This window comes from Pseudomonas sp. GV105 (assembly GCF_003058185.1).
Classification (GTDB): Bacteria; Pseudomonadota; Gammaproteobacteria; order Pseudomonadales; family Pseudomonadaceae; genus Aquipseudomonas; species Aquipseudomonas veronii.
Genome location: NZ_QBUF01000008.1, coordinates 45,519 through 58,748, shown reverse-complemented (window position 1 = coordinate 58,748; position 13,230 = coordinate 45,519). Strand labels below are relative to the sequence as shown.

Annotated in this window: 12 protein-coding genes and 2 tRNA genes; 13 read left to right on the top strand and 1 reads right to left on the bottom strand. The window is 58.6% G+C overall.

The window, feature by feature from the left end:
- Positions 1 to 70: 70 nt before the first annotated feature.
- From carB to C8K66_RS16835, 3 genes are read left to right on the top strand one after another with little or no spacing between them, the layout of a single operon-like run.
- Positions 71 to 3,292: a carbamoyl-phosphate synthase large subunit gene (gene carB, locus C8K66_RS16845; protein WP_017847414.1), complete on the top strand. Its 3,222-nt coding sequence runs from the start codon at positions 71 to 73 to the stop codon at positions 3,290 to 3,292.
- Positions 3,289 to 3,765 (top strand): transcription elongation factor GreA, encoded by a 477-nt coding sequence (gene greA, locus C8K66_RS16840; RefSeq protein ID WP_017847415.1) that lies wholly within the window; start codon positions 3,289 to 3,291, stop codon positions 3,763 to 3,765. The genes carB and greA overlap by 4 nt, the downstream gene beginning before the upstream one ends.
- 28 nt (positions 3,766 to 3,793) lie before the next feature.
- The gene (locus C8K66_RS16835; RefSeq protein WP_017847416.1) at positions 3,794 to 4,198 is read left to right on the top strand and encodes a hypothetical protein; all 405 of its coding nucleotides are present in this window, start codon (positions 3,794 to 3,796) and stop codon (positions 4,196 to 4,198) included.
- 9 nt (positions 4,199 to 4,207) lie between these two features.
- Here C8K66_RS16835 and C8K66_RS16830 read toward each other — a convergent pair whose 3' ends face one another.
- A complete protein-coding gene (locus C8K66_RS16830; protein ID WP_017139256.1) occupies positions 4,208 to 4,516 on the bottom strand; it encodes a YhbY family RNA-binding protein in 309 nt (102 codons plus the stop codon).
- Between the two features lie 105 nt (positions 4,517 to 4,621).
- On the opposite strand from C8K66_RS16830, the gene rlmE reads away from it, so the two are divergent.
- The 10 genes from rlmE (at position 4,622) to nusA (ending at position 13,217) form a co-directional block, all read left to right on the top strand.
- Positions 4,622 to 5,272 carry a 23S rRNA (uridine(2552)-2'-O)-methyltransferase RlmE gene (gene rlmE, locus C8K66_RS16825; RefSeq protein ID WP_017847417.1) on the top strand — a complete coding sequence of 217 codons (651 nt, stop codon included), beginning with the start codon at positions 4,622 to 4,624 and terminating at the stop codon, positions 5,270 to 5,272.
- A gap of 200 nt (positions 5,273 to 5,472) precedes the next feature.
- Positions 5,473 to 7,383, top strand: coding sequence for an ATP-dependent zinc metalloprotease FtsH (gene ftsH, locus C8K66_RS16820; RefSeq protein WP_017847418.1), 1,911 nt, complete (start codon positions 5,473 to 5,475; stop codon positions 7,381 to 7,383).
- A gap of 8 nt (positions 7,384 to 7,391) precedes the next feature.
- Positions 7,392 to 8,243 (top strand): dihydropteroate synthase, encoded by an 852-nt coding sequence (gene folP / locus C8K66_RS16815; RefSeq protein WP_026140085.1) that lies wholly within the window; start codon positions 7,392 to 7,394, stop codon positions 8,241 to 8,243.
- A 16-nt stretch (positions 8,244 to 8,259) separates the two neighbouring features.
- The gene (glmM, locus tag C8K66_RS16810; protein ID WP_017847420.1) at positions 8,260 to 9,597 is read left to right on the top strand and encodes a phosphoglucosamine mutase; all 1,338 of its coding nucleotides are present in this window, start codon (positions 8,260 to 8,262) and stop codon (positions 9,595 to 9,597) included.
- 66 nt (positions 9,598 to 9,663) lie between these two features.
- Positions 9,664 to 10,419, top strand: coding sequence for a triose-phosphate isomerase (tpiA, locus tag C8K66_RS16805; protein ID WP_046382042.1), 756 nt, complete (start codon positions 9,664 to 9,666; stop codon positions 10,417 to 10,419).
- Positions 10,420 to 10,423: 4 nt separating this feature from the next.
- Positions 10,424 to 10,807, top strand: a complete 384-nt coding sequence (secG, locus tag C8K66_RS16800; protein WP_010206600.1) for a preprotein translocase subunit SecG — start codon at positions 10,424 to 10,426, stop codon at positions 10,805 to 10,807.
- A 22-nt stretch (positions 10,808 to 10,829) separates the two neighbouring features.
- Positions 10,830 to 10,915 (top strand) — tRNA-Leu (locus C8K66_RS16795).
- Between the two features lie 96 nt (positions 10,916 to 11,011).
- A tRNA-Met gene (locus C8K66_RS16790) sits at positions 11,012 to 11,088 on the top strand.
- Positions 11,089 to 11,229: 141 nt separating this feature from the next.
- Entirely contained in the window at positions 11,230 to 11,688 is a 459-nt protein-coding gene (gene rimP / locus C8K66_RS16785; RefSeq protein WP_026140087.1) for a ribosome maturation factor RimP, read from the top strand.
- Positions 11,689 to 11,735: 47 nt separating this feature from the next.
- A complete protein-coding gene (gene nusA / locus C8K66_RS16780) occupies positions 11,736 to 13,217 on the top strand; it encodes a transcription termination factor NusA (RefSeq protein WP_008057419.1) in 1,482 nt (493 codons plus the stop codon).
- Positions 13,218 to 13,230 lie beyond the last annotated feature (13 nt).

Here is a 13,230-nt window from a genome sequence, read left to right as displayed (position 1 = left end):
CCCCCGCAGGCTCTTCAAAGATTGTTCAAGACGGCTTGCCGACTGACCTGCGGATTTGAGTGACAAACCCATGCCAAAACGTACAGACATAAAAAGCATCCTGATTCTCGGCGCTGGCCCGATCGTGATCGGCCAGGCCTGCGAATTCGACTACTCCGGCGCCCAGGCCTGTAAAGCCCTGCGCGAGGAGGGTTACCGCGTCATCCTGGTGAACTCCAACCCGGCCACCATCATGACCGACCCGGCCATGGCCGACGCCACCTACATCGAGCCGATCAAGTGGCAGACCGTTGCCAAGATCATCGAGAAAGAGCGTCCGGACGCGCTGCTGCCGACCATGGGCGGCCAGACCGCCCTGAACTGCGCCCTCGACCTGGAGCGCGAAGGCATCCTGGAAAAATTCGGCGTTGAGATGATCGGTGCCAACGCCGACACCATCGACAAGGCCGAAGACCGTTCGCGCTTCGACAAGGCGATGAAATCCATCGGCCTGGCGTGCCCGCGTTCCGGTATCGCCCACAGCATGGAAGAAGCCAATGCGGTCCTCGAGACCCTGGGCTTCCCGTGCATCATCCGTCCGTCCTTCACCATGGGCGGCACCGGTGGCGGTATTGCGTACAACCGTGAAGAGTTCGAAGAAATCTGCGCCCGCGGCCTGGACCTGTCGCCGACCAAAGAGCTGCTGATCGACGAATCCCTGATCGGCTGGAAAGAATATGAGATGGAGGTTGTCCGCGATAAGAAGGACAACTGCATCATCGTCTGCTCCATCGAGAACTTCGACCCGATGGGCGTGCACACCGGTGACTCGATCACCGTTGCTCCGGCACAGACCCTGACCGACAAGGAATACCAGATCCTGCGTGACGCCTCCCTGGCGGTACTGCGCGAGATCGGCGTGGAGACTGGCGGTTCCAACGTGCAGTTCGGTATCTGCCCGAACACCGGCCGCATGGTCGTGATCGAGATGAACCCGCGTGTGTCCCGTTCGTCGGCCCTGGCCTCGAAAGCCACCGGTTTCCCGATCGCCAAGGTCGCGGCCAAGCTGGCTGTGGGTTACACCCTGGACGAACTGTCGAACGACATCACCGGCGGCAAGACCCCGGCGTCCTTCGAGCCGTCCATCGACTACGTCGTGACCAAGCTGCCACGTTTCGCCTTCGAGAAGTTCCCCAAGGCAGACGCGCGCCTGACCACCCAGATGAAGTCGGTCGGCGAAGTCATGGCCATTGGCCGGACCTTCCAGGAATCCCTGCAGAAAGCCCTGCGCGGCCTCGAAGTCGGCGTTTGCGGCCTGGACGAGAAGCTCGACCTGAGCAATCCGGAAAGCATGAGCGTGCTCAAGCGCGAGCTGACCGTGCCGGGCGCCGAGCGTATCTGGTACGTTGCTGACGCGTTCCGCGCCGGCATGACCGTCGAAGACATCTTCGGCATGAACATGATCGATCCGTGGTTCCTGGTGCAGATCGAAGATCTGATCAAGGAAGAAGAGAAGGTCAAGACCCTGGGTCTGGCCAGCATCGACCGCGACACCATGTTCCGCCTCAAGCGCAAAGGTTTCTCCGACCAGCGCCTGGCCAAGTTGCTGGGTGTGACTGAGAAAAACCTGCGCACTCATCGCCACAAGCTGGACATCTTCCCGGTCTACAAGCGCGTTGACACCTGCGCCGCCGAGTTTTCCACCGACACCGCCTACCTGTACTCCACCTACGAGGAAGAGTGCGAAGCTGCGCCGTCGGGTCGCGACAAGATCATGATCCTGGGTGGCGGTCCGAACCGTATCGGCCAGGGCATCGAGTTCGACTACTGCTGCGTACACGCCGCCCTCGCCCTGCGCGAAGACGGGTACGAGACCATCATGGTCAACTGCAACCCGGAAACCGTTTCCACCGACTACGACACTTCCGACCGCCTGTACTTCGAACCGGTCACCCTGGAAGACGTGCTGGAAATCGTGCGCGTCGAGAAGCCTAAAGGCGTGATCGTCCAGTACGGCGGCCAAACCCCGCTGAAACTGGCCCGTGCCCTGGAAGCCGCTGGCGTGCCGATCATCGGCACCAGCCCAGACGCCATCGACCGTGCCGAAGACCGTGAGCGCTTCCAGCAAATGGTCGAGCGCCTGAACCTGCGTCAGCCGCCAAACGCTACCGTGCGCAGCGAAGACGAAGCCCTGCGTGCGGCCAGCAAGATCGGCTACCCGCTGGTGGTGCGTCCGTCCTACGTACTGGGCGGCCGGGCGATGGAAATCGTCTACGAAGAAGAAGAACTCAAGCGTTACCTGCGTGATGCGGTGAAAGTGTCCAACGACAGCCCGGTGCTGCTGGACCACTTCCTCAACTGCGCCATCGAGATGGACGTGGATGCGGTTTGCGACGGTACTGACGTGGTCATCGGCGCAATCATGCAGCACATCGAACAGGCGGGCGTTCACTCCGGTGACTCCGCGTGCTCGCTGCCGCCTTACTCGCTGCCGCTGCACATCCAGGACGAGATGCGCGAACAGGTCAAGAAAATGGCCCTGGAACTGGGTGTGGTCGGCCTGATGAACGTACAGTTGGCGCTGCAAGGCGAAGACATCTACGTCATCGAAGTCAACCCGCGCGCCTCGCGTACCGTGCCGTTCGTGTCCAAGTGCATCGGTGTGTCCCTGGCCATGATCGCTGCCCGCGTGATGGCCGGTAAGACCCTGAAGGAAATCGGCTTTACCAAGGAAATCATTCCGAACTTCTACAGTGTGAAAGAGGCGGTGTTCCCATTCGCCAAATTCCCTGGCGTGGACCCGATCCTGGGCCCAGAGATGAAGTCCACCGGTGAAGTGATGGGCGTGGGCGATACCTTCGGTGAAGCGTTCGCCAAGGCCCAGATGGGTGCCAGCGAAGTGCTGCCGACCGGCGGTACTGCTTTCATCAGCGTGCGCGACGATGACAAGCCACTGGTTGCAGGCGTGGCCCGTGATCTGATCAACTTGGGCTTCGAGATCGTGGCCACCGCCGGGACCGCCAGGCTGATTGAAGCGGCGGGTCTGAAAGTGCGTCGCGTGAACAAAGTGACGGAAGGCCGTCCGCATGTGGTCGATATGATCAAGAATGACGAAGTCACTCTGATCATCAACACCACTGAGGGTCGTCAGTCGATTGCGGATTCTTACTCCATTCGTCGTAATGCCTTGCAGCACAAGATCTACTGCACCACGACCATTGCTGCTGGCGAAGCTATCTGCGAAGCGCTCAAGTTCGGTCCGGAAAAGACCGTGCGTCGCTTGCAGGATCTACACGCAGGATTGAAGGCATGATCAAATACCCAATGACCGTTCGGGGCGCCAAGGCCCTGGAAGAGGAGCACGCCCATCTGACCAAGGTCGTACGTCCAAAGCTGAGCCAGGACATCGGTACGGCCCGCGAGCTGGGTGACTTGAAGGAAAACGCCGAATACCACGCTGCCCGCGAGCAGCAGGGTATGGTCGAGGCGCGGATCCGTGACATCGAAGGCCGTATGCAGAATGCGGTCATCATCGACGTCACGACCATCCCGCACACCGGCAAAGTGATTTTCGGCACCACGGTGGAAATCGCCAATGTCGAAACCGACGAAAGCGTGGTGTACCACATCGTCGGTGAAGACGAAGCTGACTTCAAACTCGGCAAGATCTCCGTCGGTTCGCCACTCGCCCGTGCCTTGATTGCCAAGGAAGAGGGTGATGTGGTGGTTGTGAAAACGCCCGGTGGCGTGATCGAGTACGAGATTGTTGAAGTTCGCCATGTCTGAAAGGCGGCGCCCGCTTCGTGCGGGCGCCATGCTTTGGCAGTTTGCCCAGATGCTGTGGGTGGGCGGCCTGTGGTTGTTGCATATTGGCGTGTTACCGGCGTTGGGCCTGATTGGCCTGGCGCCGTTGTTGATCGATGAGATCGATGGATTACTGAGTGCGCTGCTGGTGGGTTTTGCGGCGGCGTGCGTGACGCTTCAGGCGCTGGTGCTGATCAAGGCCGAAGGCTTGGGGAGTTTGTGGCGGGATATTCGCGGCCAACTGCTGTTGATGGCGCTGTATGCATGTGCAATGTATTGCATCGTGCATGTGTGGCTGCCGGAAGCGTTGCGCTGGCAGCTATTCAGCTATCTTGTGCTAGGGTTTTCCGGCCTGGTGCTGGTGATGCAACCGGCGCCTGGGTGGAGTGGCGGGGCGCGCGAAGCACGCCCGTGACCCTTGTTGTCATTTGAAGCGATGAACGTTCGACAGTTGCTTGTTGACGCTGAAGTTCTTGCGATACAGCAGTGCCATCTTGCCGATGACCTGAACCAGGTCTGCCTTGCCAACCTTGCACAGTTCTGCAATGGCGGCCAGGCGCGCTTCGCGGTCAAGGATGTTGACCTTGATCTTGATCAGTTCGTGATCGCCCAATGCGCGTTCAAGTTCGGCTAACACACCTTCAGTCAAACCGTTGTCGGCCACGATCAAAACTGGTTTCAGATGGTGGCCAATGGATTTGTACTGTTTCTTCTGCTCTTGAGTGAGCGGCATAATCTGACCCCTGCGTCTGATCTTGTAAAAAGCGGCGGCCAGTTTACCCGAGCGAGTCCGGGACCGCCCAGTTAATCACGACCCGTTTTATTTTCGAGGTGGCCCGTGGCCCGTTCCAAAACTAGCCTTAAGTGGCTGCAAGAGCATTTCAACGACCCTTACGTCAAAAAGGCGCAAAAGGACGGCTACCGTTCCCGGGCCAGCTACAAGCTGCTGGAGCTTCAGGACAAGGACAAACTGTTCCGTCCCGGCATGAGCGTGATCGACCTGGGCGCCGCCCCGGGTGGCTGGTCCCAGGTGGCCAGTCGTCTGATTGGCGGGCAAGGCCGGTTGATCGCTTCCGACATCCTGGAGATGGACAGCATCCCGGATGTGACCTTCGTCCATGGTGACTTTACCCAGGATGCGGTGTTAGCTGAGATCCTGCAGGCTGTGGGAAATTCGCAGGTGGACCTTGTGATTTCCGACATGGCCCCCAATATGAGTGGATTACCGGCTGTTGATATGCCGCGAGCCATGTTCCTGTGCGAGTTGGCGCTGGATCTGGCGGGGCGGGTATTGCGTCCGGGTGGTGATTTCCTGGTCAAGGTCTTCCAGGGCGAAGGTTTCGACGAGTACCACAAGAACATCCGCAAGCTGTTCGATAAGGTGCAGATGCGTAAACCGGACTCCTCACGGGACCGGTCTCGCGAGCAATATCTGCTGGCGCGGGGGTTCCGCGGTATCGAAGGTGCAGCGAGTGATGAGCGCCTTTGAAGGTTTGAGGGGAGTCGATAGGTTTTTTTATATCGCTTTCGTCACGAAGCTTTACGAATATTGTGTAGTCAAAGTTTCACAAAGGGTTACAGACGGCGCCTGCCAGAGTTGTAGGTAATGTAGTAAGTTAGGCCGGTGAATATCATGCGAAGCGCGCGCCAGTAGCGGAGCTTGCTTCAGAGGGTAGTTAATTGAACGATATGGCAAAGAATCTGATCCTGTGGTTGATCATCGCGGCTGTCCTGGTGACGGTGATGAACAACTTCTCCAGCCCTAACGAGCCGCAGACCCTCAACTATTCCGACTTCATCCAGCAAGTTAAGGATGGCAAGGTCGAGCGCGTAGCGGTTGATGGCTACGTGATTACCGGCAAGCGCAACGATGGCGACGGCTTCAAGACCATTCGTCCGGCAATCCAGGACAACGGTCTGATCGGCGACCTGGTGGATAACCACGTGATCGTCGAAGGCAAGCTGCCTGAGCAGCAGAGCATCTGGACTCAACTCCTGGTGGCAAGCTTCCCGATCCTGGTGATCATCGCCGTGTTCATGTTCTTCATGCGCCAGATGCAAGGCGGTGCAGGAGGCAAGGGCGGGCCGATGAGTTTCGGCAAGAGCAAGGCGCGCCTGCTCTCTGAAGACCAGGTGAAGACCACCCTGGCTGACGTCGCCGGTTGCGACGAAGCCAAGGAAGAAGTGGGTGAGCTGGTCGAGTTCCTGCGTGATCCGGGCAAGTTCCAGCGCCTGGGTGGCCGCATTCCACGCGGTGTGCTGATGGTCGGCCCGCCGGGCACCGGTAAAACCTTGCTGGCCAAGGCGATTGCCGGTGAAGCCAAGGTGCCGTTCTTCACCATTTCCGGTTCGGACTTCGTCGAAATGTTCGTCGGCGTCGGTGCCAGCCGTGTTCGCGACATGTTCGAGCAGGCCAAGAAGCACGCGCCATGCATCATCTTCATCGATGAAATCGACGCCGTTGGTCGCCATCGTGGTGCTGGCATGGGCGGTGGTCACGATGAACGTGAGCAGACCCTCAACCAGTTGCTGGTGGAGATGGACGGCTTTGAAATGAATGACGGCATCATCGTCATTGCCGCAACCAACCGTCCGGATGTGTTGGACCCTGCATTGCTGCGTCCAGGCCGTTTCGACCGTCAGGTCGTGGTGGGCTTGCCGGATATCCGTGGTCGTGAACAGATCCTGAAAGTCCACATGCGTAAAGTGCCCATGGGCGACGACGTCGCTCCGGCCGTGATTGCCCGCGGTACGCCTGGCTTCTCCGGTGCCGACCTGGCCAACCTGGTGAACGAGGCTTCGCTGTTTGCGGCCCGCACCGGCAAGCGCATCGTGGAAATGAAAGAGTTCGAACTGGCCAAAGACAAGATCATGATGGGCGCCGAGCGCAAATCCATGGTCATGTCCGAGAAAGAGAAGCAGAACACCGCTTATCACGAAGCCGGTCACGCTATCGTAGGGCGCGTCGTGCCTGAGCATGACCCGGTCTACAAAGTGTCGATCATTCCTCGTGGTCGGGCGCTGGGTGTGACCATGTTCCTGCCGGAAGAGGATCGCTACAGCCTCTCCAAGCGTGCGTTGATCAGTCAGATCTGCTCGCTGTACGGCGGCCGGATTGCTGAAGAGATGACCCTGGGCTTCGACGGTGTCACCACCGGCGCTTCCAACGACATCATGCGTGCCAGCCAGATTGCGCGGAACATGGTGACCAAGTGGGGCCTGTCGGAAAAACTCGGTCCTTTGATGTACGCCGAGGAAGAAGGCGAAGTGTTCCTGGGACGTGGCGGTGGCGGTCAAAGTGCCAGCTTCTCCGGTGAGACAGCCAAGCTGATCGACTCCGAAGTGCGCAGCATCATTGACCAGTGCTACGGCACGGCCAAGCAGATCCTCACCGACAACCGCGACAAGCTGGATGCCATGGCGGATGCGCTGATGAAGTACGAAACCATTGATGCCGATCAGATCGACGACATCATGGCGGGCCGTACACCGCGTGAACCTCGCGATTGGGAAGGTGGTTCGGGCACCTCTGGCACGCCGCCAGTGGTTCAGAACGAACGCCCCGAAAACCCGATCGGCGGTCCTGCAGCTGACCACTAAGGTTTGAAATGACTTTTGCGTCGTCCTCCACCCGGTTGCCTTGCGGCAGCCGGGTTCTTGATTTGGCCCATACGCATGTCATGGGCATTCTTAATGTAACCCCCGATTCCTTTTCCGATGGTGGTCGCTTCAATCAGCTCGATGCTGCGTTGCGTCACGCCGAGGCGATGGTGGCGGCGGGTGCGACCTTGATCGATGTCGGCGGCGAGTCGACCCGGCCCGGTGCTCGCGTGGTTTCTCCCGTGGAGGAACTGGAGCGGGTGGCGCCGATCGTCGAGCGCATCGCTCGCGAGCTGGATGTGATCATTTCCGTGGATACATCGACCCCGGCGGTGATGCGCGAAACGGCGCGCCTGGGCGCGGGGCTGATCAACGATGTGCGTTCGTTGCAGCGTGATGGCGCGCTGGACGCCGCCGCGGCGACCGGCCTGCCGGTGTGCCTGATGCATATGCTGGGCGAGCCCGGCACCATGCAGGACAATCCGCACTACGATGATCTGGTTGGCGAAGTGAGCGGGTTCCTGGCTGATCGCATTGCTCAATGCGCCGCCGTAGGGATCGCTGCCGACAAGATTATCCTCGATCCGGGGTTTGGTTTCGCCAAGACCCTGCAGCACAATCTAAGTCTGTTCAAGCATATGGAAGCCTTGCATGCCCTGGGTCGACCTTTGTTGGTCGGCGTTTCGCGCAAGAGCATGATAGGTCTGGCGCTGAATCGCCCGGTGGGCGAGCGGCTTTATGGTGGGTTGGCGCTGGCGGCACTTGCTGTGACCAAGGGTGCGCGTATCTTGCGTGTGCATGATGTCGCTGAGACCGTGGATGTTGTCCGCATGATTGCCGCAGTAGAATCGGCCGAATAAGAATGATGGAGCACTTATGACAAAGAAATACTTTGGCACCGACGGTATCCGTGGTCGGGTCGGCGAGTTTCCGATTACCCCCGATTTCATGCTCAAGCTGGGTTGGGCGGCAGGCATGGCGTTCCGCAGCATGGGCGCGTGCCGCATCCTGGTGGGCAAGGACACGCGTATCTCAGGCTATATGTTTGAGTCTGCGCTGGAGGCCGGTTTGTCCGCCGCCGGTGCCGATGTAATGCTGCTGGGCCCGATGCCGACCCCGGCGATCGCTTACCTGACGCGTACCTTCCATGCCGAAGCCGGCATTGTGATCAGTGCTTCGCACAATCCTCATGATGACAACGGCATCAAGTTCTTCTCGGGGCAGGGCACCAAGCTGCCGGATGAGATCGAGCTGATGATCGAAGAGCTGCTGGATGCGCCGATGACGGTGGTCGAGTCCAGCAAGCTGGGCAAGGTGTCGCGGATCAACGACGCCTCTGGCCGTTATATCGAATTCTGTAAGAGCAGTGTGCCAAGCAGCACCAATTTCGCCGGGCTGAAGATCGTCGTCGACTGTGCCCATGGTGCGACCTATAAAGTGGCGCCGAGCGTGTTCAAGGAGCTGGGTGCGGAAGTGACGGTGCTGTCGGCCCAGCCAAACGGGTTGAACATCAACGAAAACTGCGGCTCCACGCATATGGAGCAATTGCAGGCTGCCGTCCTGGCCGAGCATGCCGACCTGGGTATTGCCTTTGATGGCGACGGTGACCGCGTGCTGATGGTGGATCACACCGGCGCCGTGGTTGATGGCGATGACTTGATGTTCATCATTGCCCGCGACCTGCATGAGCGTAACCGCTTGCAGGGCGGTGTCGTCGGTACGCTGATGAGCAATCTCGGGCTGGAGTTGGCACTGGGCGAGCTGGGCATTCCTTTTGTGCGTGCCAATGTCGGGGATCGTTATGTGATTGCCGAACTGCTGGAGCGCAATTGGCAGATCGGTGGCGAGAACTCCGGGCATGTCGTGTGCTTCCAGCACACCACCACGGGCGACGCGATCATCGCCGCGCTGCAGGTGCTGTTGGCGTTGCGCCGTCGCCAGGAAAGCCTGGCCCAGGCGCGTCAAGCCCTGCGCAAGTGCCCGCAAGTGCTGCTCAATGTGCGCTTTGCCGGTGGCGACAACCCGATCGAACACCCGGCTGTCAAAGCGGCCTGCGAGCGCGTGACCCTGGCAATGGCGGGGCGTGGGCGCGTGTTGCTGCGCAAGTCCGGCACAGAGCCGCTGGTGCGCGTCATGGTCGAAGGTGAGGACGAAACCCTGGTTCGCGGGCATGCCGAAGACCTGGCAAAACTAGTAACTGAAGTTTGCTCCTGAATTCGGCTTGCCAGTGATGGTGTGGTTGGGTAACATCTGCGCCCACTTTGACCGACGAGGTACAGCATGCGTCGCACTATGGTAGCTGGTAACTGGAAGATGCACGGTACCCGCGCCAGTGTCGCTGAGCTGATCAATGGCCTTCGTCACTTGGCCTTGCCGAGCGGTGTTGATGTCGCGGTTTTTCCATCTTGCTTGCATATCAACCAAGTGGTTGATGGCTTGAAAGGTAAGTCGATTCAGGTCGGCGCGCAGAATTGCGCAATGGAACCCATGCAAGGTGCGCTGACAGGTGAGATTTCGCCAAGTCAGTTGGTTGATGCGGGTTGTTCCTACGTGCTTGTCGGGCACTCCGAGCGCCGTCAGTTGATGGGCGAGCGGGATGGGACACTCAATCGCAAGTTCGCAGCGGCACAGGCTTGTGGCTTGATTCCGGTGTTGTGCATAGGGGAGACCCTTGAGCAGCGCGAATCGGGCAAGACTCTTGAAGTTGTCTCGCGTCAGCTGGGCAGCATCATCGAGGAGCTGGGTGTTGGTGCGTTTGCGAAGGCAGTCATCGCTTACGAGCCGGTCTGGGCCATTGGCACCGGGCTGACTGCAACACCGCAACAGGCGCAGGATGTGCATGCAGCTATCCGCGCGCAGTTGGCGGCAGAGAATTCTGAGGTCGCACAAGGTGTGCGGCTTCTATACGGCGGCAGCGTGAAGGCGGCCAATGCGGTCGAACTGTTCGGCATGCCGGATATCGATGGGGGGCTCATTGGTGGAGCTTCCCTGAATGCAGATGAGTTCGGTGCGATTTGTCGCGCCGCGGGAAACTGAAAAAATGCTGGAAACAGTCGTAGTCGTTTTTCATCTGTTGGCTGCCCTGGGCGTAGTTGCCCTGGTTTTGTTGCAACAGGGTAAAGGTGCGGATGCTGGTGCGTCTTTCGGTGCAGGTGCTTCAAATACTGTGTTCGGAAGCCAAGGTTCCTCTACCTTTCTTAGTAAGTTTACTGCTATACTTGCCGCAGGTTTCTTCATAACCAGCTTAGGGTTAGGTTACTTTGCTAAAGAGAAAGCTCATGTGCTGACTCAAGTAGGTTTGCCAAACCCAGCAGTGTTGGAAGTACCAAAAGCAAAACCGGCTTCTGATGATGTCCCGGTGCTTCAAGAGCAAAAGTCGGCTACTCCAGCGACTGACGTGCCTCCAGCTCAAGAGCAGAAGTAAGAAGGGTTGTAAACGCTGTATTGCCGAGGTGGTGGAATTGGTAGACACGCAACCTTGAGGTGGTTGTGCCCATAGGGTGTAGGGGTTCGAGTCCCCTTCTCGGTACCAATTATCAGGAGAGCCCGCTGTTGCGGGCTTTCTTGTAGGTGGAAGGTTACATTGACCCTGTAAGGGATCGGTCGTATACTTCCGCCCCAGCTTTGTCGCGGGGTGGAGCAGTCTGGTAGCTCGTCGGGCTCATAACCCGAAGGTCGTCGGTTCAAATCCGGCCCCCGCAACCAGTTTTAGCGGAGCCCCTTATTAAGGGGCTTTTTGTTAGCTGGACACTTTCAACGCCGCTATTCGACGGCGTTTCAAGGATGGGCGTTTCGCCCATTTTTTTATTTTGCACAGCATGCACATACATGCACGAGGGGGTTCAGGTGTCGAGCAAGCTAGAAGAGTTGCAGGCCTTGCTGGCCCCGGTGGTCGTGGCCCTGGGCTATGAATGCTGGGGTATTGAGTTTTCGGCTCAAGGTCGCCACTCAATGTTGCGCGTTTATATTGATAAAGAGGGCGGCGTGCTGGTGGACGATTGTGCCATTGTCAGCCGTCAGATCAGTGGTGTCCTGGATGTTGAAGATCCAATCGCCGTTGAGTACACCCTCGAAGTTTCCTCGCCTGGCATGGAACGCCCACTGTTCACTCTCGAGCAGTTTGCAAAATTTGCCGGTGGACAAGTGAAAATCAAGCTGCGATCTCCCTTTGAAGGGCGACGCAATTTTCAGGGCCTTCTGCGCGGTGTAGAAGAGCAGGATGTCGTGGTGCAAGTAGAAGACCATGAGTTCCTGTTGCCGATCGATATGATCGACAAGGCCAACATTATTCCCAGTTTTGACTGAGACGCGGATCCCGCGGATCCAATGGCTTGCGAAAGGCGAGGCGTACGATGAGCAAAGAAGTACTGCTGGTTGTTGAGTCGGTATCCAATGAAAAGGGCGTACCGGCAAACGTGATTTTTGAAGCGCTGGAGCTGGCCCTGGCCACTGCGACCAAAAAGCGTTTTGAAGACGAAGTTGATCTGCGTGTGGAAATCAACCGCCACACCGGTGCCTATGAAACTTTCCGTCGCTGGACGGTCGTTGAAGAAGCCGATCTTGATGATCCGGCCATCGAAACCTGGCCGAGCAAGGTCGCTGAAACGCACCCTGGCGCCAAGGTCGGTGATGTTGTCGAAGAAAAGATCGAATCGATCGAGTTCGGCCGTATTGCTGCACAAACTGCCAAGCAGGTCATTGTGCAGAAGGTTCGCGAGGCCGAGCGCGCTCAAGTCGTTGACGCCTATCGCGAGCGCCTGGGTGAAATCATCTCCGGCACCGTGAAAAAAGTTACCCGCGACAACGTGATCGTCGACCTGGGCAACAACGCCGAAGCGTTGCTGGCCCGCGAAGACATCATTTCTCGCGAAACCTTCCGTGTCGGCGTGCGTCTGCGTGCGCTGCTCAAGGAAATCCGCACCGAGAACCGCGGTCCTCAGCTGATCCTGTCGCGTACCGCGCCGGAAATGCTGATTGAACTGTTCCGCATCGAAGTGCCGGAAATCGCCGAAGGCCTGATCGAAGTCATGGCTGCGTCCCGCGACCCGGGTTCGCGCGCCAAGATCGCGGTCCGTTCCAAGGACAAACGCATCGACCCGCAGGGCGCTTGCATTGGTATGCGCGGTTCGCGCGTCCAGGCAGTGTCGGGCGAGTTGGGCGGTGAGCGTGTGGATATCGTCCTGTGGGACGATAACCCGGCGCAGTTCGTGATCAACGCCATGTCGCCGGCTGAAGTGGCGGCAATTATCGTTGACGAAGATGCCCATGCCATGGACATCGCCGTTGGCGCAGACAATCTGGCTCAGGCCATTGGTCGTGGTGGTCAGAACGTGCGTCTGGCCAGCCAACTGACCGGCTGGACCCTGAACGTGATGACCGAATCGGACATCCAGGCTAAGCAGCAAGCTGAAACCGGTGACATCCTGCGCAACTTCATCGACGAGCTGGAAGTCGACGAAGACCTGGCGCAGGTGCTGGTAGATGAAGGCTTCACCAGCCTGGAAGAGATTGCCTACGTACCGTTGGAAGAAATGCTCAACATCGATGGCTTTGACGAAGACACCGTCAACGAGCTTCGCGCTCGGGCCAAGGATCGTTTGTTGACTAAAGCCATCGCTACTGAGGAAAAGCTGGCAGACGCCCATCCGGCCGAAGACCTGCTCTCGCTTGAGGGTATGGACAAGGATTTGGCGATGGAACTGGCGGTGCGCGGCGTAATTACCCGCGAAGACCTGGCCGAGCAGTCTATTGACGATCTGCTCGACATCGACGGCATTGACGATGATCGTGCCGGCAAGTTGATCATGGCCGCCCGAGCCCATTGGTTCGAGTAATTAGGCGCGGCCT

What these genes read in the sequence shown, in the direction of transcription:
- carB (WP_017847414.1), top strand. Translation starts at nt 71, where the DNA reads ATGCCAAAACGTACAGACATAAAAAGCATCCTGATTCTCGGCGCTGGC.
- greA (WP_017847415.1), top strand. Translation starts at nt 3,289, where the DNA reads ATGATCAAATACCCAATGACCGTTCGGGGCGCCAAGGCCCTGGAAGAG.
- C8K66_RS16835 (WP_017847416.1), top strand. Translation starts at nt 3,794, where the DNA reads ATGCTTTGGCAGTTTGCCCAGATGCTGTGGGTGGGCGGCCTGTGGTTG.
- C8K66_RS16830 (WP_017139256.1), bottom strand. Translation starts at nt 4,516, where the DNA reads ATGCCGCTCACTCAAGAGCAGAAGAAACAGTACAAATCCATTGGCCAC.
- ftsH (WP_017847418.1), top strand. Translation starts at nt 5,473, where the DNA reads ATGGCAAAGAATCTGATCCTGTGGTTGATCATCGCGGCTGTCCTGGTG.
- folP (WP_026140085.1), top strand. Translation starts at nt 7,392, where the DNA reads ATGACTTTTGCGTCGTCCTCCACCCGGTTGCCTTGCGGCAGCCGGGTT.
- glmM (WP_017847420.1), top strand. Translation starts at nt 8,260, where the DNA reads ATGACAAAGAAATACTTTGGCACCGACGGTATCCGTGGTCGGGTCGGC.
- tpiA (WP_046382042.1), top strand. Translation starts at nt 9,664, where the DNA reads ATGCGTCGCACTATGGTAGCTGGTAACTGGAAGATGCACGGTACCCGC.
- secG (WP_010206600.1), top strand. Translation starts at nt 10,424, where the DNA reads ATGCTGGAAACAGTCGTAGTCGTTTTTCATCTGTTGGCTGCCCTGGGC.
- nusA (WP_008057419.1), top strand. Translation starts at nt 11,736, where the DNA reads ATGAGCAAAGAAGTACTGCTGGTTGTTGAGTCGGTATCCAATGAAAAG.